The sequence below is a fragment of the Prevotella sp. E15-22 genome, from assembly GCF_023204875.1.
In the GTDB taxonomy this organism is placed as follows: domain Bacteria; phylum Bacteroidota; class Bacteroidia; order Bacteroidales; family Bacteroidaceae; genus Prevotella.
Window position 1 is genome coordinate 2,335,556 of the sequence record NZ_CP096247.1, and the last position, 21,031, is coordinate 2,356,586.

The 21,031-nt window shown below is 47.4% G+C and carries 12 protein-coding genes, 1 tRNA gene and 1 riboswitch; of the genes, 6 read left to right on the forward strand and 7 right to left on the reverse strand.

The features are described from left to right. From M1D30_RS09545 to M1D30_RS09555, 3 genes are read right to left on the reverse strand one after another with little or no spacing between them, the layout of a single operon-like run. Entirely contained in the window at nt 1–4,767 is a 4,767-nt protein-coding gene (locus M1D30_RS09545) for a DUF4465 domain-containing protein (RefSeq protein ID WP_248503381.1), read from the reverse strand. 31 nt (nt 4,768–4,798) lie between these two features. After that, entirely contained in the window at nt 4,799–6,064 is a 1,266-nt protein-coding gene (locus M1D30_RS09550; protein ID WP_248503383.1) for a YncE family protein, read from the reverse strand. Between the two features lie 10 nt (nt 6,065–6,074). After that, nucleotides 6,075–8,042 (reverse strand): TonB-dependent receptor, encoded by a 1,968-nt coding sequence (locus M1D30_RS09555; protein WP_248503385.1) that lies wholly within the window; start codon nt 8,040–8,042, stop codon nt 6,075–6,077. A gap of 44 nt (nt 8,043–8,086) precedes the next feature. Next, nucleotides 8,087–8,289, reverse strand: a riboswitch (cobalamin riboswitch). A gap of 237 nt (nt 8,290–8,526) precedes the next feature. Between M1D30_RS09555 and M1D30_RS09560 the strand changes: the two genes are divergently transcribed. The 5 genes from M1D30_RS09560 to M1D30_RS09580 are packed head-to-tail and all read left to right on the forward strand — an operon-like array spanning nt 8,527 to nt 11,068. After that, entirely contained in the window at nt 8,527–9,072 is a 546-nt protein-coding gene (locus tag M1D30_RS09560; protein WP_248503387.1) for a DUF4252 domain-containing protein, read from the forward strand. Nucleotides 9,073–9,088: 16 nt separating this feature from the next. Next, the gene (locus M1D30_RS09565) at nt 9,089–9,691 is read left to right on the forward strand and encodes a hypothetical protein (RefSeq protein ID WP_248503389.1); all 603 of its coding nucleotides are present in this window, start codon (nt 9,089–9,091) and stop codon (nt 9,689–9,691) included. A gap of 3 nt (nt 9,692–9,694) precedes the next feature. Beyond that, on the forward strand, nt 9,695–10,207 hold the full coding sequence (locus tag M1D30_RS09570; RefSeq protein ID WP_248503391.1) for an RNA polymerase sigma factor: 513 nt from the start codon (nt 9,695–9,697) through the stop codon (nt 10,205–10,207). Further along, complete coding sequence (locus M1D30_RS09575) at nt 10,195–10,593, forward strand: hypothetical protein (protein ID WP_248503393.1); 399 nt, start codon at nt 10,195–10,197, stop codon at nt 10,591–10,593. The genes M1D30_RS09570 and M1D30_RS09575 overlap by 13 nt, the downstream gene beginning before the upstream one ends. Before the next feature lies 1 nt (nt 10,594). Then, the gene (locus tag M1D30_RS09580; protein WP_248503395.1) at nt 10,595–11,068 is read left to right on the forward strand and encodes a DUF4252 domain-containing protein; all 474 of its coding nucleotides are present in this window, start codon (nt 10,595–10,597) and stop codon (nt 11,066–11,068) included. Between the two features lie 21 nt (nt 11,069–11,089). Here the strand turns inward: M1D30_RS09580 and M1D30_RS09585 are convergent, their stop codons facing one another. Beyond that, nucleotides 11,090–11,509 carry a cupin domain-containing protein gene (locus M1D30_RS09585; RefSeq protein WP_248503397.1) on the reverse strand — a complete coding sequence of 140 codons (420 nt, stop codon included), beginning with the start codon at nt 11,507–11,509 and terminating at the stop codon, nt 11,090–11,092. 230 nt (nt 11,510–11,739) lie between these two features. Between M1D30_RS09585 and M1D30_RS09590 the strand changes: the two genes are divergently transcribed. Beyond that, a tRNA-Leu gene (locus tag M1D30_RS09590) sits at nt 11,740–11,821 on the forward strand. Nucleotides 11,822–11,869: 48 nt separating this feature from the next. Here the strand turns inward: M1D30_RS09590 and M1D30_RS09595 are convergent. From M1D30_RS09595 to M1D30_RS09605, 3 genes are read right to left on the reverse strand one after another with little or no spacing between them, the layout of a single operon-like run. Further along, nucleotides 11,870–15,832: a glycoside hydrolase family 2 TIM barrel-domain containing protein gene (locus tag M1D30_RS09595; RefSeq protein WP_248503399.1), complete on the reverse strand. Its 3,963-nt coding sequence runs from the start codon at nt 15,830–15,832 to the stop codon at nt 11,870–11,872. Nucleotides 15,833–15,843: 11 nt separating this feature from the next. Beyond that, nucleotides 15,844–17,682 (reverse strand): RagB/SusD family nutrient uptake outer membrane protein, encoded by a 1,839-nt coding sequence (locus tag M1D30_RS09600; protein WP_248503407.1) that lies wholly within the window; start codon nt 17,680–17,682, stop codon nt 15,844–15,846. A gap of 34 nt (nt 17,683–17,716) precedes the next feature. Continuing rightward, nucleotides 17,717–21,025 carry a SusC/RagA family TonB-linked outer membrane protein gene (locus M1D30_RS09605; RefSeq protein WP_248503413.1) on the reverse strand — a complete coding sequence of 1,103 codons (3,309 nt, stop codon included), beginning with the start codon at nt 21,023–21,025 and terminating at the stop codon, nt 17,717–17,719. Between the last annotated feature and the right edge of the window lie 6 nt (nt 21,026–21,031).

Consider the following 21,031-nt stretch of genomic DNA (forward strand, 5'->3'; position numbering starts at 1 on the left):
TTACTTCACAACGATTTTGCGAACAGAGCCATCAGGCATGCGAACGATATTCACACCCTTGTGCAGGCCAGATGCGTTCACACCCTTCAGGTCGTAATAGTTCTTCTGCATCTTGGCAGCAGAGAATTCGCTGATACCTGTTGTGATGTCTACATTCTTCTCAGGCAGCACCTCTTCACCCTCGGCTCCAAAGTTGTCGAAGCAGAAGTAGGCAGGTGTGTTCATACCCCAGTCGCCATTGTCAGTGCTGGTAAGTGCGAAGCTCAACTTGCTCACCTTGCCAAGACCAGAAAGGTCGACATAGCGCCAGTCGTTGATGATATAAGCCTTAGCCTCATCACGCAAGTCGGCCAGATAATATTCCTTCGTGCCAGTCTCTGCACCTTCAGCGTCGTAGCCCTTGATAGTCAGTTTGAACCAGTCGTCCTTGCCGAACTTCTTTGAATAGGCATCGCCATTGAGCATGGAGGTATAGGCATAAGCAGAGTTGGTGATATAGAAGCCAGGAACGACAATGCCACCCTCATGATTCAAAACAGTGATGTTGCAAGGACCATAGTAGGCTGAAGCATAACCTACGCCATAGTTCTTTGAGCCATCGTAGCCACCGCCCACGATATTGTTCCACTGGTCATCAAGACTCTCGTACTTCGTGGAAGTGCTGTTGGCATAGCCAAAGAACCACCAAGAAGCCCACTCACTCATGCAACCAGTAGAGAACTGGAAGTCGCCACTTGTAAACTCTGTGCGTTCGTCATCTTCAGCAGTAGATACACTCATATGGCTCTCTGCTGCCAATTCGAGGTTCTCGAAGTCGGCCATCTCAAGTGGGAACTCTACGTTCTTCTCAGGCAGCACCTCCTCGCCTTCGGCACCAAAGTTATCGAAACAGAAGTAAGCAGGTGTGTTCATGCCCCAGTCGCCATTGTCAGTGCTGCTAAGCTCGAAGCCGAGCTTGCTCACCTTGCCCAGACCAGAGAGGTCGACATAACGCCAATCGTTGATGATGTAAGCCTTATTGGGGTCACGAAGGTCGGCCAGATAGAAGTCCTTCGTGCCAGTCACTTCGTTGTTAGCGTCATAACCTGTGATAGTCACCTTGAACCAGTCGCCCTTACCAAACTTCTTAGCAAAGCTGTCGCCACCCGTCAGGGAGTTGTAGGCATAGGCTGAGTTGGTGATATAGAAGCCAGGAACGACATCACCTGTTGAGTTATGCATCACGTCAACATAGCAAGGACCATTGAAGGCTGCAGCATAGGCCACGCCATAGTTCTTTGAACCAGCATAGCCACCACCTACGACGTTCTTCCACTGGTCATCGAGCGAAGCGTAGGTATTGTCACTATGGCTGGCATAGCCAAACCAGTACCAGTAGTCCCAGTCGCTCATGCAACCAGTATGGAACTGGTATGTACCACTGGTAAACTCAGTGCGTTCGTCGTCCTCAGCAGTAGTCACACTCATATGACTCTCAGCAGCCAGTTCGATATCTTCAAAGTCGGCTACTTTCGCATCAACAACAACAGGAGCATAACTAACGAACAGTGTCGAATCGGAAGTAACCTCGCTGATAGCCTCGCCATTCTCCTGTGTCAGCCATGTGGGATAGAGGCCATTGACAGGTTCGAACTCAGGCAGAGCACCGTTGGTATAAATTGAATCGCTGTCCTCAGAGAGGCTAGTGGTGAACTTCACCATAAACACCTTTGGACCATCGATAACAGGATGTGCATCAGTGCCAAGGGTCTGACCAAAGGCCTCACCCAGCAGGCGAGCCACATAGCCCGACTTCATCTGCTCATCAGTAACAGTGGTCTGACTGGTAACAATGCCATATTCCTGTGTTGCGAAGGCATTCTTCACATTATCCTTCTTCGTGGTTCCACCCACACAAGCACCAACGGTGGTACCTTCAACAGCACCCACGTTGAATACATTCTCGATGACAGCTGAAGCATTGTTTGAACCTGCAACACCGCCACAGTTGGTAGTACCTGTTATGTTGCCAGTATTATAACTGTTGGTCACCTTCGCCGTCTGAACGCCTGCATAACCAGTGATACCACCTACATAAGTAGAAGCACCTGTAATCTTGGCATTATTCACACAACGGTCGATAGTTGAATTGGCACCCATATTAGCCGCAATACCAGCCACATACTGTTTGGCAGAAACCTCACCCTCGACAGTCACATTGCTGATAGTAGCATCCTTCAGATAAGCAAAGAGGGCCTGATAGGTTGCTGTAGCATTGGTGATATAGAGACCCTTAACGGTATGTCCCTTACCATCAAACGCGCCCTGATAAGCCTTGGCTGTTGTGGTGCCACCAATAGGTGTCCATGCATAGTCGCCCAGGTCGATATCAGCAGTCAGCACGGCTTTCGTCTTATATTGTCCGCCATTCACCTGATTAGCAAACCAAGCCAGTTCTGCGCCTGTGCCAATCTGATAAACATCCTCTACGACAGCAGGCTCAGTCTGTGTTGCTCCGTCCCATGTAGCAGCATCGGCAGCAGTCAATGCTACGTTGAAGGTCTGCTCACCCTCAGCATCATCGGCAATGGTATAGGTATGGCGATAGCAGCGATAGCCTGCTTTCGAAGCTGTCAGCGCATAGTCACCATAGGTACCTGTATAAGTTCCATCGTCATTGAGAGCAACAGCCACGCCATTGCGTGTCAGAGTATAGTTGACATCCTCCTGGTCGCACAGCAAACGAATGATGAACTGCTTGGCTTCCTTGATGGGAATACGAACCTCTGGAATAGCACCAAAATAGGTCTTGTGTGCAATAGCCGCGAAATTGGCCGAGCGTCCCGTCAGGCGACTGGTGTTACGATGGTTTCCAATAGGATCGCCATAACCGTTCACCTGGATTACGCCCTCGTTCAACAGCAATGCTTCGCTACCATCATCAGGAATGGTCACCGTAACGGCCTGAGCTGCAGGAACAGAACCAAAGGTATACTGACCACTACCCAGAATCAGAGAAGTGCCGTTGGGGATGCCGTTATAGGTCACATAGGCCGACATATTATAGATACCAGCCATCTTATTGGCAGGATGGCGCAGACCAGAGTATTGAATCTTCACCTGGTCACCAGGAATGAAGGTCGTACTGTTATTACGGGTGACATTAGTAATGTCGCGATGACATTTCTTGGCAGTCAGCACCTGATAAACAGAATTGCCAGCAATATCGGTCAGTCGAACAATCTGACGACCTTCTTTCAACAATAAGGTGTAAGAACCGTCTTCGTTCTTGGTTACACCTGTCGTTCCGAAGCCTGTATAGGTTGCCATCTGCTCGCCTATTGTGGGATAGGCAATTTCTACATTCTCTACACCAGTAGGTTTGAAGGTATAGGCAAAGCCTTCTTCTGTATCCAGATAGTAGAACACATCGTGCTCGGCATCAACGTATTTGCCGGCCAGTTTCTTGGTGTCCTCATTGTATGATTCATTGATCACCATATTAGGCTCGATAGCTGTAACACCACCACCCACGGTCACCACATAGGCTGCAGTATTCTCTGGCCAGATGGCACTCCAATACTCACCACCCATATAGGTGTTCTTCGTCGTATTGCTATAGTAGTTCAGTCCGATGGCATCATAGGTCACAAGCACAATAGCCGTGCCGTTTCCTACAGCCTTGATGGTAGCCCAAGGATCGCCTGCAGTCTCTTCGATAGCAATCACATCGGTGCTGGGAGTACCATCAAGTCCGATTACAGTATAGTGGAAGTCGGGCTCCATGAAATAGTTGTTCGTAGAGTTGTCGGTCAACTCCCATGAACGCATGGCATGCGCATCAAAGGTGTCGCCCACATTCAGCTTCAGGTGACCACGCTCATTGATATTCACAAAGATATCACCTGTTTCATAGCCACCATTCCAATGCACATCGTGCTTGATGGTTTTTGCGCCAAAGGCCTCGTAGTCGGCATCGGTAAAGGCCAGCACAGGACGTTTGGTCTCGTCCAGATTCATGGTAAAATAGCCTGCCTGTGTCAGTCCGCCACTCTTCCATGTACGATAGTTATATGTCTGACTATTAGCCAAGCGATAGGTCAGTTTCTTGTTGCCGCCCTCGTTTTCCACAGCCTTTGGTTCAACCTTGGTGAAGGCAATAAAATGACTGAACTTCATGCCCAAGAAGAACTCGGCATCAGCGGGCACTGTGATGGTATAGTCGGCTCCCTGAGGAATAGCACCAGAGATATTAATACCTCCAGTCAGCGTACCCTGCTTGTAGAGCGTCATGTAGTCCTCTGCCTGATGAGCTTCACTGGGAATCAGGGCAGCATAATAACTATTTCCATTCAAAGCCAGGAACGTCTTGCGATTGGCAGTAATGCTGTTACCAATGGTAATCGTCTGCTTGACTCCTTCACGAGTGTTCACAGTCACCTCGATGGTGTAGTCATTGTCAACCACCCAATCTTTGTTGGTGGCATAAATGGTGTTAGTAAGCACCTTGAACTCCTGTTCAGCCTCATCGGTCACATTGAGCTCAATGGTACCGTTAACAGTGTTGTCCTTCGTGCCATAGGCTGTCAGCACATAGACACCAGGAGCAACATCGAACGAATAGATCTTGCCACTTGGTTCGCCTACGTCAACGGCATCGCCTGTGGTTTTCTCAGCCAGACTCATGGTGGGCGATGTACTGTTCATCTCCACCTTTACGCTGGCTGCATTAGCAATGTTTACTACAAACATAACTAATGCCATGATACTTAGTAATAGTCTTTTCATAATTGGTAATTATTAAAAAAGTTTGTTTATTCTATTTCGCAATGAATGTCTTACCATCTCTGACGTACAGGCGTCCATGCTGAGGAACAGCGATGCGCTGTCCTTGCATGTTGAACAGCATTGATACTTGAGATTGGGGATTCACAGTTTGTACAATACCATTGGACTGTTCATCGGGCTGAAGGGCCAGGAAGTGGGCCGGATTAATATAAACCTTATGTTTGCCCAGCAGTTCTCCTTCTGGTGACCATTGATAAAGCAGGCCTGCAGCAGCAAACGAGCCAGCATCAGTTCCGTAGATATAACCTGTGTAGGGATTGACATACAGGCCATAGGGCATACCCATCTGTTTAATGTCGTCCAACACATTGCCTGGCAACGTCTCTTCCACGCCGCTACCTCCCAAGCTAGTCATCACTTCCTCTGGATCAATCGTGATATAATTGAACTCGTACTCATTCGTGTAGTATGAGAAACGAGAACCTATAGCCAAGAACTTACCATCGAGAGTGGTACAACTATAGGTAGAGGCATAGTCTAACTTCACAAAGCAATCTGCATCGCCCTGCAGGGCCTTTTCGCAATCGAAGATGATGCAGGCAGCAGGGATTTCATAGTAGTCGCCAGGTGAGTTGATGCAGAGGTAGCGACCACTTTGCGGCATCTTGCCATACAGGTTAATTTGCTCTACATCGACATTCTTCTCCAGTTCCATTGTGGCGGCATTAACAATGCTCACTGTGGTTTCATATTCGTGGTCTTCTTCAAAGGCATAGCCACCCGTATTGGCCACAAAAAGCCTGCCATCATAGAGGGCGATGCCTTCTGGTTCGTAGCCTACCTCGGTAGCAGCAACGACCTTGAAGGTGGACACGTCAATCTTGGCCACATACCCCTTTTCGAAGTATTTCATGCCATCCACCGTGGCGCACTCGTGTCCGTAGCTGGTGATATAGACATACTGCCCATCGGAGCACAGTTTGCGATTGTTGGGAATATCCTCAGTAGCTGCCACAGCTGTGCCATCAGGCCTAATGAACTGCACGATGTTCGACCAGTTGACAGCAATGGCGATGAGGGTGTCGTTCACCTGAATAATATCGTTGGGAGTGTCGCCTATCTTCATGCCGTTCTTTTCGCGAAACCACTGATTGCTCACCACATGGTCGTCTTCAAAATAGGTAACGCGTCCGTTGTCGGCCTGCCACATGCCTTCGTTCAGCAGGATGAGTTTCTCTTGGGCATCGACAACGATGACCAGCAGAAACGACAGGGTTAGAAGGATATATTTCTTCATCTCAGAATGATTAAATTCCAAATGTCAATGTCAATTTGTAATTACGCCCCGGCATCGGATAGCGAGGGATATGCTCATACTGTTCGTCGAGTAAATCGATGATTTCCAAGCAGGCTCCCACAGAGGTCTTTCCTATTGTAGTACTATATGAGAGCTTTGCATCAATGTTATGATAGGGCTTCAGGATATCCTCTGGGTCGGCATAGCTCCACATACGTTCGCCCACATACATATGGCTGACCGTAAGCGATAACTGGCGCCAAGCAGCGATGGCAGTGATGGTGTGCGACAGGCGGGGTGAATAGCAGATAGGCTTGTCGTAGGTATCTTCATCATTAGGATCGGTGCGATTCACATCACGCTGCCAGGTCAGTGTGCCCAACAACGACAATTGCCAATCACGAAGTTGATAGCGACCAGAGGCGGTGGCATTGAGTCCTTGACAGAAAGTATAGCCATAGTTCATCATTGTCCAGGTATAGGTGCCTTTCAGGGGCAGACAAACGATACGGTTCTCTATCTTGTTCTGATAGGCATCGGCCTGAACATTCAATGCCCATTGCCTGTTATTCCAATGGTATTCCATCCCGATGTTCCACTGTTTCGTGTATTCTGGCTGCAAGTCGCGGTTACCCACCTGCGTATAATAAAGGTCGTTGAGTGTGGGAGCACGGAAAATCTTCTTGTACCAAGCACGAAGGGTTAATTCACTCTGTGAACTGCTTGGATTGAAGGTATAGGCCAGTGACACAGCTGGCGTCCAGCGATCCAAAGGGTCGGCAGCACCTGCATGCACATTGGTGAAGTCGTGCAGATGTTGATGAAGCATCGATACGGCAGCCTGAACACCTTTGAGATTCATCTGCGCAGCCACCACCTCTTTTTGATCCAAACGGAACACACTACTGAAGCGTTTCAAGTCGGCCCACAATTTACTATAACGCACATCATAACTCGTGGATAACGAGAGCCAGGTCCAAGGCATATAGCCATAGCACAGAGCGCCATAGCCATCCTCCTGTCGATAGTGGTTATCCACGCGGGCAGTGTTTTGATTCTCAGGATAGTCAGTGCAATAGCGCAGATACTCGTTGGTATATTTGGCATTGGCCTTCACACGATGATGGTCCAAGAACTCCTGCTGATAACTGGCTTGCACAAAGAAGTCTCTGTCCCACTCACGACCCACATTGATATACTTGTCACTCAGTCGGCGCACGATGCCTCCAGGACAACCACGTTCTGAGTCATAATAATAAAGATGTGATGAAAAGCCACCCTTGAACAGGGCGCCCTCAACGCGACCATAGCGGATATCACTGTTGGCACGACGCCCCACGGTGTCCTCATACTCAGAGTGATAGCGGAATGGATAGTCTCCCTCAGAATCGCACCACTCGCCATCAAGGAAACCACTCCACCCTCTCCACGCAAACTGGGCGTTGGCTTTGACCATATAGGTTGAGAAGGAGGCACGGCGTAACTGTACTGACAAGGAATCGCTGATGGGTCGACGGGTACGCAGATAGACCGTGGCACCAGAGGCATACTCGCTGGCCGACTGGCAGTTGTCCAACTTATTGGCATTATAAAGCGACACGCTCTCCATCGACGATAATGAGAACTTACCCAAGTCTACAGTACCATTCTGGGCATTGGTGATGCAAATGCCATCCACATAGACACCCACATGCTGGGCACCCATCGAGCGAACATTGATGGTCTTCAAGCCACCCAGTCCGCCATAGTCCTTAATCTGCACACCAGAGAAATACTTCAGGGCATCGGCCACCGATGTGGTGGACAGAGCCTGAAGATCGGCACCACGCAGGGTCTGTGCTGTGGCAAGTGGTCGTTTTCCATACACCTCCACTTCGCTAATCTCTTGCAAAGAGTCAAGACTAGCGGGTTGCTGCGAATGGGCAACAACAAATGAAGCAAGGATGCACAGCAAAAGCAACGCACAACGTTTTGTCATATCGTTTGTTATTATCGCCTCGTGCCCTTACATCGAGAGCAGTCGGCAGTATTTCTAATGAAGGCTGGTCTTCTGACTTTCCTCCACCCCAAGAGGCCTTCTCATCCAATTGGACAATGGCATTTGTTCCTTAGGGCATAATGAAGTTCACAGCTGCGGGACAGTCGGGGATTCTCACCCAATCCATTTCATGGACCTACGTTCCCAATTAAGCGCGGCTAAGCGCACCTCCATAGGCCTTACTCGAAAAAGTAAATGCAGTTGCAAAGGTAGTAATTAAAACTGAAACGCCAAAGAATTGTCTGATTTTCTTTGGTTTATACTTAGTTTTAACGTACCTTTGTGGCGCAAAAAAAACTTTTTTCAAAAAAACATGCATCTTGTTGTAACAAACTCAAAAGAATACTCGTATGTATAGATAGAAGCGTTCATCGATGACACTTTTGAGAATAAAAGAAACAACAAATAATAATAAAAACAAAAAATGATGAAGTATTTAACTGAAACAATCAGCCCCATGCAGGCTTTGAAAAAACTGGCCATTTGTGCCGCATTAGTATTCGCTTGTGTCAACATCAATGCCCAGTGCAAAGACTTCGACAAGTTGGCAAAGATAAAAGGCGTGGAGCTCCAGCATGTTAACAAGGAGATGATCGGCCTTGCCGCAAAGAGTGGCCAAGGCCTGCAGTTAGGAGAAGTTGTCAACCTGGGTGGTAGTGATGATGCAAAGTTCCTTGACCAGTTTGACGATGTGAAGGTTTTCTCGTGCGAAGAGAAGAGTAGCATTAAAGCTTTCACGAAGGCAACCTTGAAGTTGCTGAAAAACAAGAAATGGGAGACGCTCATTGATACAAAAGGTGATGACGGTGAGATTGTCAAGATCTATCTTACAAAGCAGGGAGAGCGTTCAACCAATGTCGTTCTGGCTATAGAAGATGACGAGGCCCATCTGGTGGTTATCGACGGAACCTTCGACCTCAAGAAAATGATGGAACAAGGCATGAATGCGAACATAGAGGTTAACAACTAATCAAACTCATAACAACATGAAACAGTTATTACTGTCCTTAACCATGCTGATCTGCGTAGGCTATGCCTTCGGACAGACACCAGCAAAGTTGATTGAGAAATACAAGGCGATGCCTGGTGCTGTATACGAGAATACAACAGATCAGAGCCTGAAGGATCTTGATAAGGAGGATTCCATTCTGTCTGTCGAAGAAATCGCCAAGTTGAAGAAATACTTCAAGAAGAGCGAACAGGTGCAGATTCAGAATGTCAGTGAAGAGTTACTAGCACAAGTAGACAAAGACATCAAGGCACTAAAGAACCACGAACTAATTTTCGAGACTACCCGTAATATCAGTTTGGAAGAGGGTTTGAAAGACTCGGAAACTTCGGAAGATGCTAATAACATCATTAAACAGATGTTCTCTTTTGCTCTGAACCCGAGTATCAAATTTCAATGCTACGGTAAGACGGATGACGAAATAGTTAGTGACCTACTGCTACGCGTTGAAATATCCAACGTTAACATATGGAATACGGTGGTACTATCGCATATTGACACTAAGATTGACAAGGATATCTGGATGAAGTTGATGGAAAGTAGTAGTTTTTCTCTCGACAACGATAAAGAGCAGGAATAACGAATGGACGCACGAGAGTTTAAGCAGCGGTTTATGCCTCACTATAAGTTGCTCTACAGGGTGGCTTATCACCTGACAAGCAACGCACAGGACGCCGAAGACCTGCTTCAGGACCTATACCTGAAGCTATGGCAGAAGCGTGACGAATTGCCCGATGAGGCGATGAAGGAGGCTTATCTCGTGACGATGATACGACACCTGTTCGTTGACCAGCATCGTTTGAAACGCCTAGACACGTCGGCAGAACTGAAAGAGGAAGCATCGCCCCCCGACGAACGTAGTCTGGATCATCAGATAGACGCCAAAGACGAGGCACAGAAGATGGAGGGACTCATCAACGAACTGCCAGGAAGGGATGCTAAGATCATCCGGATGCACGTGGTGGACAATCTCTCCTACGAAGAGATAGAACAGGACACTGGACTCTCACAAGGTAATATCCGCATCATCGTGATGCGAACGAAAAAGAAGTTGAAACAACAATTTAATAATATCACGAAGACATGGACGAATTAGATTACAAAGCGTTAGAACAGATACCTATTCCAGAAGGACTGGAAGAGCGTCTCTCGGCCAAAATTGACGAATGGGAGAAGGAAGAGAAGCAGCAGAAGGCCCAGCACCGTACACTTCTGCCCAGAACTCTGCGCTATACAGCTGTTGCAGCCAGTGTCGCCCTCGTCTTTGGTGTGGGATATCATCTGCTGAGTCAGGAACAATATGTGAATCTGGCCGAACAGGACACTTACCAAGACCCACTACTGGCAAAACAGGAGGCTGAACGCGCCCTCACCTTACTGGCAGTAAACCTGAACAAAGGCATGGGACACTTGGAAAAGGCAAAGGCCTTGGGCGACAAGACAGAAAAGACATTAAACGAACAATTAAAGGTATTGAAATAATATGAAACAAACATTTATCAAATTTCTCCTTTGCACGGTGGTCGCCATGTGCAGCCTTAACGCCAATGCGCAGGTTAAAGCATTTGAGAAATATGCCGATATGAAGAACGTGACCTACGTGTTCATCTCAAAATACATGCTAGGATTGGCAGGCAAGAACTCAGCCTTGTCTGTACCTGGTGTCGACGTCAAATCACTATCGAACAAACTGACTGGCATACAGATTATCAGTTGTGAGAGCAGAGGAGCACAGGCCAAGATGAAAAACGACGTTAAGAACATCATTGCAAAGGACAAGTACGAGCTGATGATGCAGGTGAATGAGGACGACAGCAAGGTCAACATCTATCATCATATAGGCAAACAGCAGTCGGCCGTCATCATGCAGGTTGATGATGACGATGAACTGACGATCCTCGTCTTCTCAGGCAAGTTCACACTGGAAGATGTGATGAAGATGACGGAGTCGCGATAGACTCAGACTAACTTTCAGCCTTTACTCAAGAGGAATGTCAGGATGCTGCACTGCAAGGGGCAGGTCTTTCTGAGAGAGGTAGAACATATAGAGGATGACGGGCTTGGTGCCACGATTCTCACCATGATGAATGGTACCAACCATCTCGACGACAGCCTCACCCTCATGAACAACCTTCGTCTTGCCATCCTGGCCAATGATTGTCAGTTCTCCCTGAACCAGAACACCATAGTTCATGGCTACATGGTGGTGCCATCCTAACTTCTGACCAACCGGAAAGACATACTTCACGGCAACGAGTTCAGGACGCCCCTCAAAATAGTCGGGCAACTCTACCCCATCCCAACTCTGAGAGGTGCGAATAAGTTCAACACTTTCCACCTGCTGCACATCGTCAGTCTTGGCTTCCGCCTTATCGCAAGAGACGAGATTAATGCTCATGATTACAATACTGCAGAACAGTACATCCGCAAGTATCGACAACTTGAATTGTTTATCTTGGTAATACATAGGTTAATAGATTATTAGACTTTATTATTTGCAAAGATAGCAATTAATTCGAAAACAACAAAGAAACTTCAACAGAAAATTATTTTTTAGGGAATAATTTGGCAATCTCGCCAAAAATTAGTACTTTTGCACCCGCAATTCCTGCGACATCAGAAAAAGTTGCGCCTGTGGCGGAATTGGTAGACGCGCTAGACTTAGGATCTAGTTTCTCGCGAAGTGCAGGTTCGAGTCCTGTCAGGCGCACATAAAAAAGAGGAGATACTCAATTGAGCATCTCCTCTTTTTTTATTATCAAAGAATCACCTTCTTGCCTTGCGACAGATAGATTCCTTTTGTAGGATGTTTCACACGGCGACCATGAAGATCATAGTAACCCTGCGAACGAGGGACATAGCTAGTCTCCGTAGACTGGATAGCAGTGACGTCGGCCTCAGCCTGAATGCCAATCTCGGCAGCTGATGTCCAAGCATTACCATTAATCTCACTCTTGGCCACGAACTTCAGGTAGCGAGCCACCTTAGGAGTCTTCAACTTAGCCACCTGCAGAGATGTAGTATTCTTGAACTCTCCTGTAGCCACTGCATTGCCCCATGTCTTACCATCGGTACTCAGATAAACCTCATAGGCCTTCACCATACCGTTCTGATTACCATCCTGGCGAGCCAGATAGGTAAAGGCCGTTACCTTATAGGTGTTGGTCATATCGACAATCAACGTATGTGGGCACTGGGGCTCGTTAGCGCCCCATGCGGTGTGCCAGAAGGTGTCGTTCTTTCCATCAAAAGCATACTTGGGCTCGTTGCCGCCCTGATAGCTATCGGCGCTAACCAGCTTCCAACCCGTCTTATTGATAAAGAGGTCGAACTTATAGGTCATCACAGGACTGTCCAGTAAACCATCGGCTGTACAGTAGGTCTTGATGGTACAGCCATCGTTATTATTCACAACGGAAGTGTACTTCTGATATTCACCACCATCAATACTATACCAGATTGTGGCGTTCTTGGTCGACGTGGTCATCTTGATGCGACCATTACTCTGACGCTCGCAACTAACAGGCTGGCATACGGGCATCTCTACGCGTGACACGTCAGCAGCCTTCACACCAGGAACAAGAGGCATGATGAAAAAGCGGAAAGGTGTATTAGCAGCTTTCAACTCGTACATATCGCGCACATCAGGACCGCAAGAAGCGTTACCCAAGCCGCGGGTGGCGGCATCGAGCGAGACAACTGCCGTCTGGCAGGTCTTGAACTGATAGGTGTGTTTTGAGCGGTTGTTGCCATCGGTATAGTTATCCTCGGCACGGAAGTGTACCGCAGAAGCTGCCATCTGATCAGGAGCAACGAAAACGAGTCCTTGGCCATCGGTATTGGCAAGTGCCATCCAGCGAACCTCCTGCTTGGTGCCATGCTCCTGAGGCTTAATATAATCCTCACGCTGATCGGTCACCGTACTGGTGTAGATTCCAGGCAAGCATGCCTCCTTGCGATCGCGATAGTTGTCCCATGGTCCACGACCAAACCACTGCAGCTGCTCAAAGGCGGCTGGCATCTCCAAACGGAAACCTATCTTGGGAATAATGGTACCTGTGACAGAGGGTCGAATGAAAGAGTTGACCATGATGTTACCATCGGCACAAACAATAAAGTTGAGATTTACATCGAACGATGTACCGTTCTTACCCGTATGGGTGCTGTTCATCGAGATAGTGACAGTCTTCTCGTCCTCTGCCGTCTTAACATCTGTATCGATGCCCTTAACGGTGAGCTTACGCAGACCCATATTGTCCCAGGTTCCACTCTGGCGTCCATCGTTATCGGTGGGCAGACGGAAAGTATTCAGCAGCAAAGGCTTACTGATGAGCTGCACATTGTCATAGGTATAACTTGAGAGTGTGCCTTGCGACTTTGAGAATACGGCCTTGAAATGGCTGTTGGAAACGGTGACAGTCGAAGAGGTGTTGCTAACCGTCAGAGCTTCATTCTCAGTCAACTTGTTGACATCGTACATGGGCTTTTGCGCTGTCTGTACAGGAAGTTTCTCCTCGGCTACCACATAACCGGCATCAGCCCAAAGGGTATTCTCCTTTTGTGTGGCAGTAAAGCGGATAAAGGCCTCCTTGGTTTTATCAACTGACGACAAAGAAGAGAGGTCGATGGTTACGACGGTGCTGTCATTGGCAGCTACCTCTTGGTCAATGGTACCATTGGCAAGCACCTGACCTTCCTCGTCCTCCACAACATAGCGTACATCATATGTGGTACTGGGAAGGAAGGCCATCTTGTTCTTAACGCGGAACTGGTTGGTCTTACCCTTGATAACCTTGAACTCTAATGGCTGATAGACCTTCTTTGTGTTATACGACTTGGCCGTCAGACTCCAGTCAGGACGCACCAAGCCATTAATACAGAAGTTTCCGTCATTAGGATTGTCGCCAAAGTCGCCACCATAAGCCCAAAATGCAGTACCTGTGCTGGTCTTGGTAAGCAGACCCTGATCTTTGAAGTCCCATATAAATTCACCAGTGAGACAGGGATACTTCTCATAGAGATCGAACATGTCGCGCACATTGCCCATGGAATTACCCATAGAATGCGAGTTCTCACACTGGATATGAGGTTTCTGACCAGTTTTTCCCTGACGTGAAGAGCCAATGTTCAGAATTGTCTCGTAACTGCCATACATGGTAGAAGAAACATCGGCATAGTCACTATTGCCTTCGTAGTGAGTCAGGCGGGTCTTGTCGAGTGCCTTGATGGCTTGAGCAACATACTTGAAGTTCTCGCCACCCCCACTCTCGTTACCAAAAGACCAGATAAAAATACAGGGATGATTGCGCATCCAACGTACGTGGTTCTCAGAACGCTCGACCATTGCTGGACGGAAAAGTTCGAGAGAAGACAGCTTCTGGTGGGCATGGCACTCCACATCGGCCTCAGCCAAGACGTAGAGGCCGTACTTATCGCAAAGATCATAGAAGATAGGATCATTGGGATAATGACTAGTACGCACGGCATTGATATTGAGGCGCTTCATGGTCTTAATATCCTCCTCTATCTCAGCATCGGTGATGGCACGACCATTCTCAGGTGAGAAGTCATGACGGTTGACACCATGGAAAACCATACGTTTGCCATTGATAATCAAAGCACCATCACTACGGATACCCACCTCACGGAAACCGACCTTGCCACCACGGATGTCCTTCACCTGTCCGTTAGCATCCTTCAACGTCAAGACAAGATCATAGAGATTAGGCGTCTCGGCACTCCACAAACGAGGAGCAGTAACGTCCATATCAAGACTAAGCTCTGAGGGTTGAGAGGTGAAGGCTGAGGTCTGTGAGGCAATAACAGTAGCGCCATCCAGGATTTTAGCCTCAACCGAGCCATTAGACAAATCGCCAGCCACCTTAACCTTCACATTGGCCTTCGCATTCACATATTGGTTGTCAAGATCAGTGGTAAAGAAGTAATCGCGTATCTGCGCCTTGGGAGCTGCCCACAAGAAGCAATGACGCTGAATACCCGTCAGGCGCCAATAATCCTGACACTCAAGGAAAGAACCACTGGTGAAGCGGTACACCTGCAGAGCCATCACATTGTCACCCTCTGTCAGATAGTTTGTAATATCAAACTCAGCAGGCACATACGAGTCCTCGCTATAGCCTATGCGCTGACCATTAATCCACAGATAGAAGCCGTGACCCACACCGTGGAAACGCACATAGACATTGTGGCCTGCCAGCATATCGGCCGAGACATTGAAATGACGGCGATATGTGCCCACGGGGTTGGGCATATTGGCATTGTACGTAAACCAACTGGGGCGATCAGCCATCACGCTGTAGGTGGACTCATTGAACGAGAAGGGATAAGCCACATTGCAATAAAGGGGCTTATCCCAGGATTTGTTATGATGCAGTCCCCATACCTGCCAGCTACTGGGCACGTCGATATCGGTCCAAGAGGCATCGTTATAGTCTGTGGCACACATGGCTGACGTGGCTTTCGACGGGGTGTTCACCCAATTGAACTTCCAGACGCCATCAAGCGACTGATAGAAGGGCGACAAGGTGCGATCGTTCTTGGTCACATCGGTCTCACTGGCCATTGGCAATGCCATGGTGTGGGCCACCTCTCGGTTCACACTGGTAATCTTGGGATCGTCCCATTCCTTACCTGTTTGAGCATAAGTGGCACTGATGTAAGTCAGTGCCACTATGCTAAGAATAGTTCTTTTAATATTCATCTTATCTCAATTTATTTCAAAGGGAGATACCAGTTCCTCTCGTCAGCAAGCGACTTGCTGGGGTTCTTGTAGGCCAGTTTACGAGCCAGCCACAACGAACCGAAGTTAGCGCTATAAAGACCCTGCTTGTTCTTATGACGAGCGAAACGAGTCAGATCGCCAAAACGATTACCCTCGAATGCCAGCTCAAGAGCCATCTCATCGCAAATCAGATCCTCGACAGCATTGATGGTATCATTGAGGGTTCCTGTGGGAACGATACCATAAAGAGTCTTCAGCTCATCCATCTTCATTGATACGAGGGTATCCAACTGATAGGGAGAGAAAGAACCCATGGTATAGTTCGTGCCACGAGCATGAATACCCCAGTTGTATTCAAAGAGTGCGCTATTCTCAACTGACAAGAAAGGAACCTTTGTGGTCAGGAACTCAAGCGTGCTCATACGACTGCCAGGTGTGCTGTCCACAGGGTGGAAGTAATCATAGTTCGTAGAAGAAGACGAATTGATACCATCCTTCAAGATTGCGAAGGCTGCCTCAGGCTGTCCCATACGGTTCATAGCCTCTGCCAGGCGGAGGTAGATGGTTGCCGTACGATAGATGGGCACGTTGGCACTGAAGAACTTTGTCATCACTGAGAAGGTAGAGTCCTCCTTGGTAATCTGCTTCATTGTAACGAAACGACGCAAATCACCCAAATCGGCCGACTTCACGATAGTAGTACCTGTTCCAACAGTATTGGCAGGAACATAATACCAACTCTGACTCTTGCTCAGGTTTAAGTAAGCAGAAGAAGCATCGATTTGACGCTCTACCAGATAGCGGTCGTTTGAAGATGTTCCAGAGGTGGTGCTATAGAAGTCGAAACCAAAGAAGCGAGGCAACTCAGTGACGACACCACGAAGTCTGTTAGATGCCAAGGGAATATAAGTAACAATATCCTGTGGATCCGAAGTACTGAAGATAGAACTCCATGAGAAATATCTTGAGTCATCACTATTAACATAGTAATCCATCTCGTCAGTGAGTTTATCCATCAACAAGGTTGAGAAACTATAAGGACTGATATATGCCTGATGAGCCACCAACTTATTAGTCTTGATATAGTTGAAATAATACTTGGCAGCCTCTTCATACTCGTTGGTCTCCAGATAGAGGTCGCCCAACACAGCGTCAATAGGCAGCATAATCTTTGATGACTGCACTGTCTTCTCCTCAGAAGAGCCCTCGCCATTCAATACGCCTGCAGAGATGTTACCATAGTTGGGCACCACAGTACCACTATATCTAATCATCTGGGGAGCAAGAGAATCACGGATAGCCTCAAGATCCAGAGAAGGCAACTCACGATTAGCCTCATCAATACTTACGATAGGATCGGTATAGAAAGGAACCTTTCCATAGGTCTTTGCCAACTGCATATAAGCCCATGCACGCACAGCCAATGCCTCAACATACTCAGGAATAGCAACCTTACGGCTACCAGTGAGAAGCATGGTATCGCGATGAGCGATATAATAGTTACAGTTGTTAATCACATTGTAATACAGGTAAGCCTGATTGAACTTGTTCGAGGTTCCAGCAGAGAAGTCGGCCAACTCGCGCAAATCCGTCTCTGTGTAGATGTTGGTTGCAACAAGGTCGCCACGCATCTCGCCCGTCATCACATACTGATCGGCCACCTGCTGAAGGCCTTTCATGATGCCAAGCGTATAGAACATTGAGTCGGTTTTCTCGCCCAAAGCCGGATCAAAGATCTGGCGGTCAGAGTCAGTCTCGAAGAAATCCTCACAACCTGTGAAAATCAAAATATTAAATAATGAAAATATGATAATACTTAAACGTCTCATAACTTTAGTCTTTTTATTCATTAATCTTTCAATATTACAGGTTAATCCTCATACCGACAGTGAATGCACGTCCCATGGCCACATTACCGGCATCAATACCCTGATACAACACTGAGTTATTAACAGAGAACTCAGGATCACTACCCAGATAATGAGTAAAGGTCAGGAGATTGTTTGCCTCTGCCCATACAGAGAGACCCTGCAACCAGTCAGAAGCAACGGGAACCTTATAGCTCAGACGGAGAGTCTTCAGACGCAAGTAAGAACCATCCTCAATCCAACGATCGCTGAAGCGACTGTTACCCATGGGGTCACCATAGCTGATGCGAGGAACATCGGTCTGCTGACCTTCAGCACGCCAGCGGTTGGTCATAGTCGTAGACTGGTTGTAGAAGTTGTTACCACCCTCAAGGATACTACGCTGATAGTTGAACACATCGTTGCCAACAGAATAATTGAAGCCCATATAGAGAGTGAAGTTCTTCCAACTAACGTTAGCAAAGATATTACCGTAGATGTCAGGATTGGGGTTACCAATGATTGTCTTATCAGCCTCAGAGATCTCACCATCGTTGTTGAGGTCCTGGAAATAAACATCACCAGCCTTGAAATACTGATTTGCACCAGTAGCATCCTTCATATAGAGATATCCCTCAGGATTCTCGGCTGTCACCTTACCCACGCGAGCAGCAGCATCGGTGCTAAACACGCCATTGGTACGATAACCGTAGAACACACCAAGAGACTGACCAACGATAGTAGCAACATTATCTGTGCCATAGATTGAAGAAGTGTAGCCCTGGGCAGACTTTACACCATCCACATAAATCAGATCATCATTGGGCAATGACTTCACCTTATTTACATAATGTCCCATAGAAGCACCCAGTTCCAACTGCAAATCCTTCGAAACAATAGGCTTACCAGTCAGTGTCAATTCAAAACCAGTGTTAGTCAGCGAACCGCCATTACTCCAGTAGTTAAGAATACCTGCCACAGGATTTTCAAACTCCTTCAGAGTCAACAGATTGCTAGTACGATGATGATAATAGTCGAAGTCAACACCTATACGGTTGTTCAGGAAATAAGCCTTGAAGCCAATGTTCAATTTACGAGTCTGTTCCCAAGAGATTTCCTCGTTACCAATATTATCAAGCTGGGCAGCAGTAGACTTCCACAAGTACTTGCTAACACCAAAAGAGGTACGAGCAGCATAGTTACTGATATCGTCGTTACCACTCAGGTCCCAACCTGCACGCACCAACAAATAGTTAACAAACTCATTCTTGGGGAACCATGACTCGTTAGTAACGGCCCAACCCAACTGAACACTGGGGAACACGCCCCACTTCACGCCACCAAACTTAATGCCTTCAGCCTTCTTACCAAATCGGCTATTTCCTTCCAGACTCAGTGAAGCCTGAACATAATAGCGATTACGATAGTTATAGTCCGCATTGGCATACCATGTCAAACTACGCCATTCATCGTTAGCACCTATAGCATCATAGAAGTCCATGTTTGTACTGATGTTAGGCGTCTGGTCGTTAGCAGCACTCTTATACTGACCCTCAGGCTGGTTATTATCGAATGCGAATGACAGCAAGCGAGCACCAACGAAAGTATTCAGATAGTGTGCACCAAACTGCTTTTCGAACTGCAAGCGAGTGTCGCTACTGATGCTCGTCTCCTTAGAGAACATTGACATTGCCATGTTCTGAACACGACCGATACCATCAATCAGGAAAGTAGGCATACCACCCGCTGGGCGATAATAACGCTGCGAGATACGATCCAGAGTATAGCTGAAGGTCTCAGTCAGTGTGAGATAACGATTAATCTCATAACGCGGAGCAATAACAGCATTGAAGTGAGTAGACTCAAAACGGTTCTTGTTGATACCATTACCATTATCCAAGATAGCCGTGGGGTTACCCAGACTCAAATCCTGATCAAGCATCGTCAGAAAGTCATCAGCATTAGAAAGCGTTGACGAGAAACGATGTGTCACATTATTAAATGTATAAGGATTCAGGAAAGGCGACTTAATCAGTGCCAAGAAAGTGGGTGAAGATACAGGACCAGTAGTAAAGTCCTCTGGTGCACCGTTATCAAACACATCACGGTTCACCTTTGTATACGACATATCAAAACGTGTAGACAGGTGGTTGATGATGTTGATATCCGTATTGAAACGTACATTCAGGCGGTTAAAGCCATTCTCCTTAGCAGTGCTCTGACCATCGGTATAACCCAAAGACAGGTTATACATACCAATGTTATCACCACCCTGCACATTGATATTATAGTTCTGTGTCATGGCTGTACGATATACCTCCTTCGACCAGTCCGTATCATTGTGATACATGGCATAGTAGTACTTTGAGGGATCATCGACCAAGAACTTGAAAGCATCAGCCTCCTTAAACTGAGAGATTGTGGGATACGTTCCCAACATCTCAGATGCATAGATACGATAGTCAGAAGCGTTCATCACCTTTGGCAGACGAGGCTGCAAAGAAACGCCCACGCCAATGTTTGCATCAATACGAGTAGCCATAGAGTGGCCGCGCTTGGTTTCAATCAAGATAACACCATTGCCGCCTCTGGCACCGTAGAGAGCCGTAGCATTCTTCAGCACAGTCACCTTATCAATATCCTCAGGATTGATGTTCAGCAACAGGTTGGCATAGTCGCCGTCATGCAAAGTAGAACGAGTCTGCTGCATATCCTGCACCACGCCATCGATAACGATCAGCGGCTGAGCATTCGCAGTCAGCGAGTTCAAACCACGAATAAACATAGCGGCACCATAGCCAGGGCCACCCGAACGAGTGATAGCACGAACATCAGCACCCATCAGTCCTTCGATATCAGTGTCGATGGTCTGAGAGGTTGTATTCGTGATGCTCTGTGTGTTAGAAGCAGTGATGTCCGTTTGCGTAGTATACATTGGACGGAACTTATCTGCCAGCATCTCAATGCGCAGCTGCTTGCCATCATTGCCAATAGCCACCTGCTGACTCAGGTACTGGGGAGTGTGAACATAAAGAGCAGTTGCGAAAACTGGCACTTTAATAACGAACTCACCATTATCCTCTGTCATTGCCGTATAATTAGCATGACCGAGAGCCTGAATCATGATACCTGACAGGGGAGCCTTCGTAGCAGCATCCACACAGATACCCTTGATTTCCTTTGTAGGATAAGTAGGCAAAACAGCCTTCTTTTCCTTCTTCACCACCTTTATCTCTTCACTGTCAGTGTCGTCATCCTGTGCAAGAACAGGCATGGCTACAAAAGCACTAAAAAGAGAAAGTATTATAATATTGAATTGTTTCATAACTCA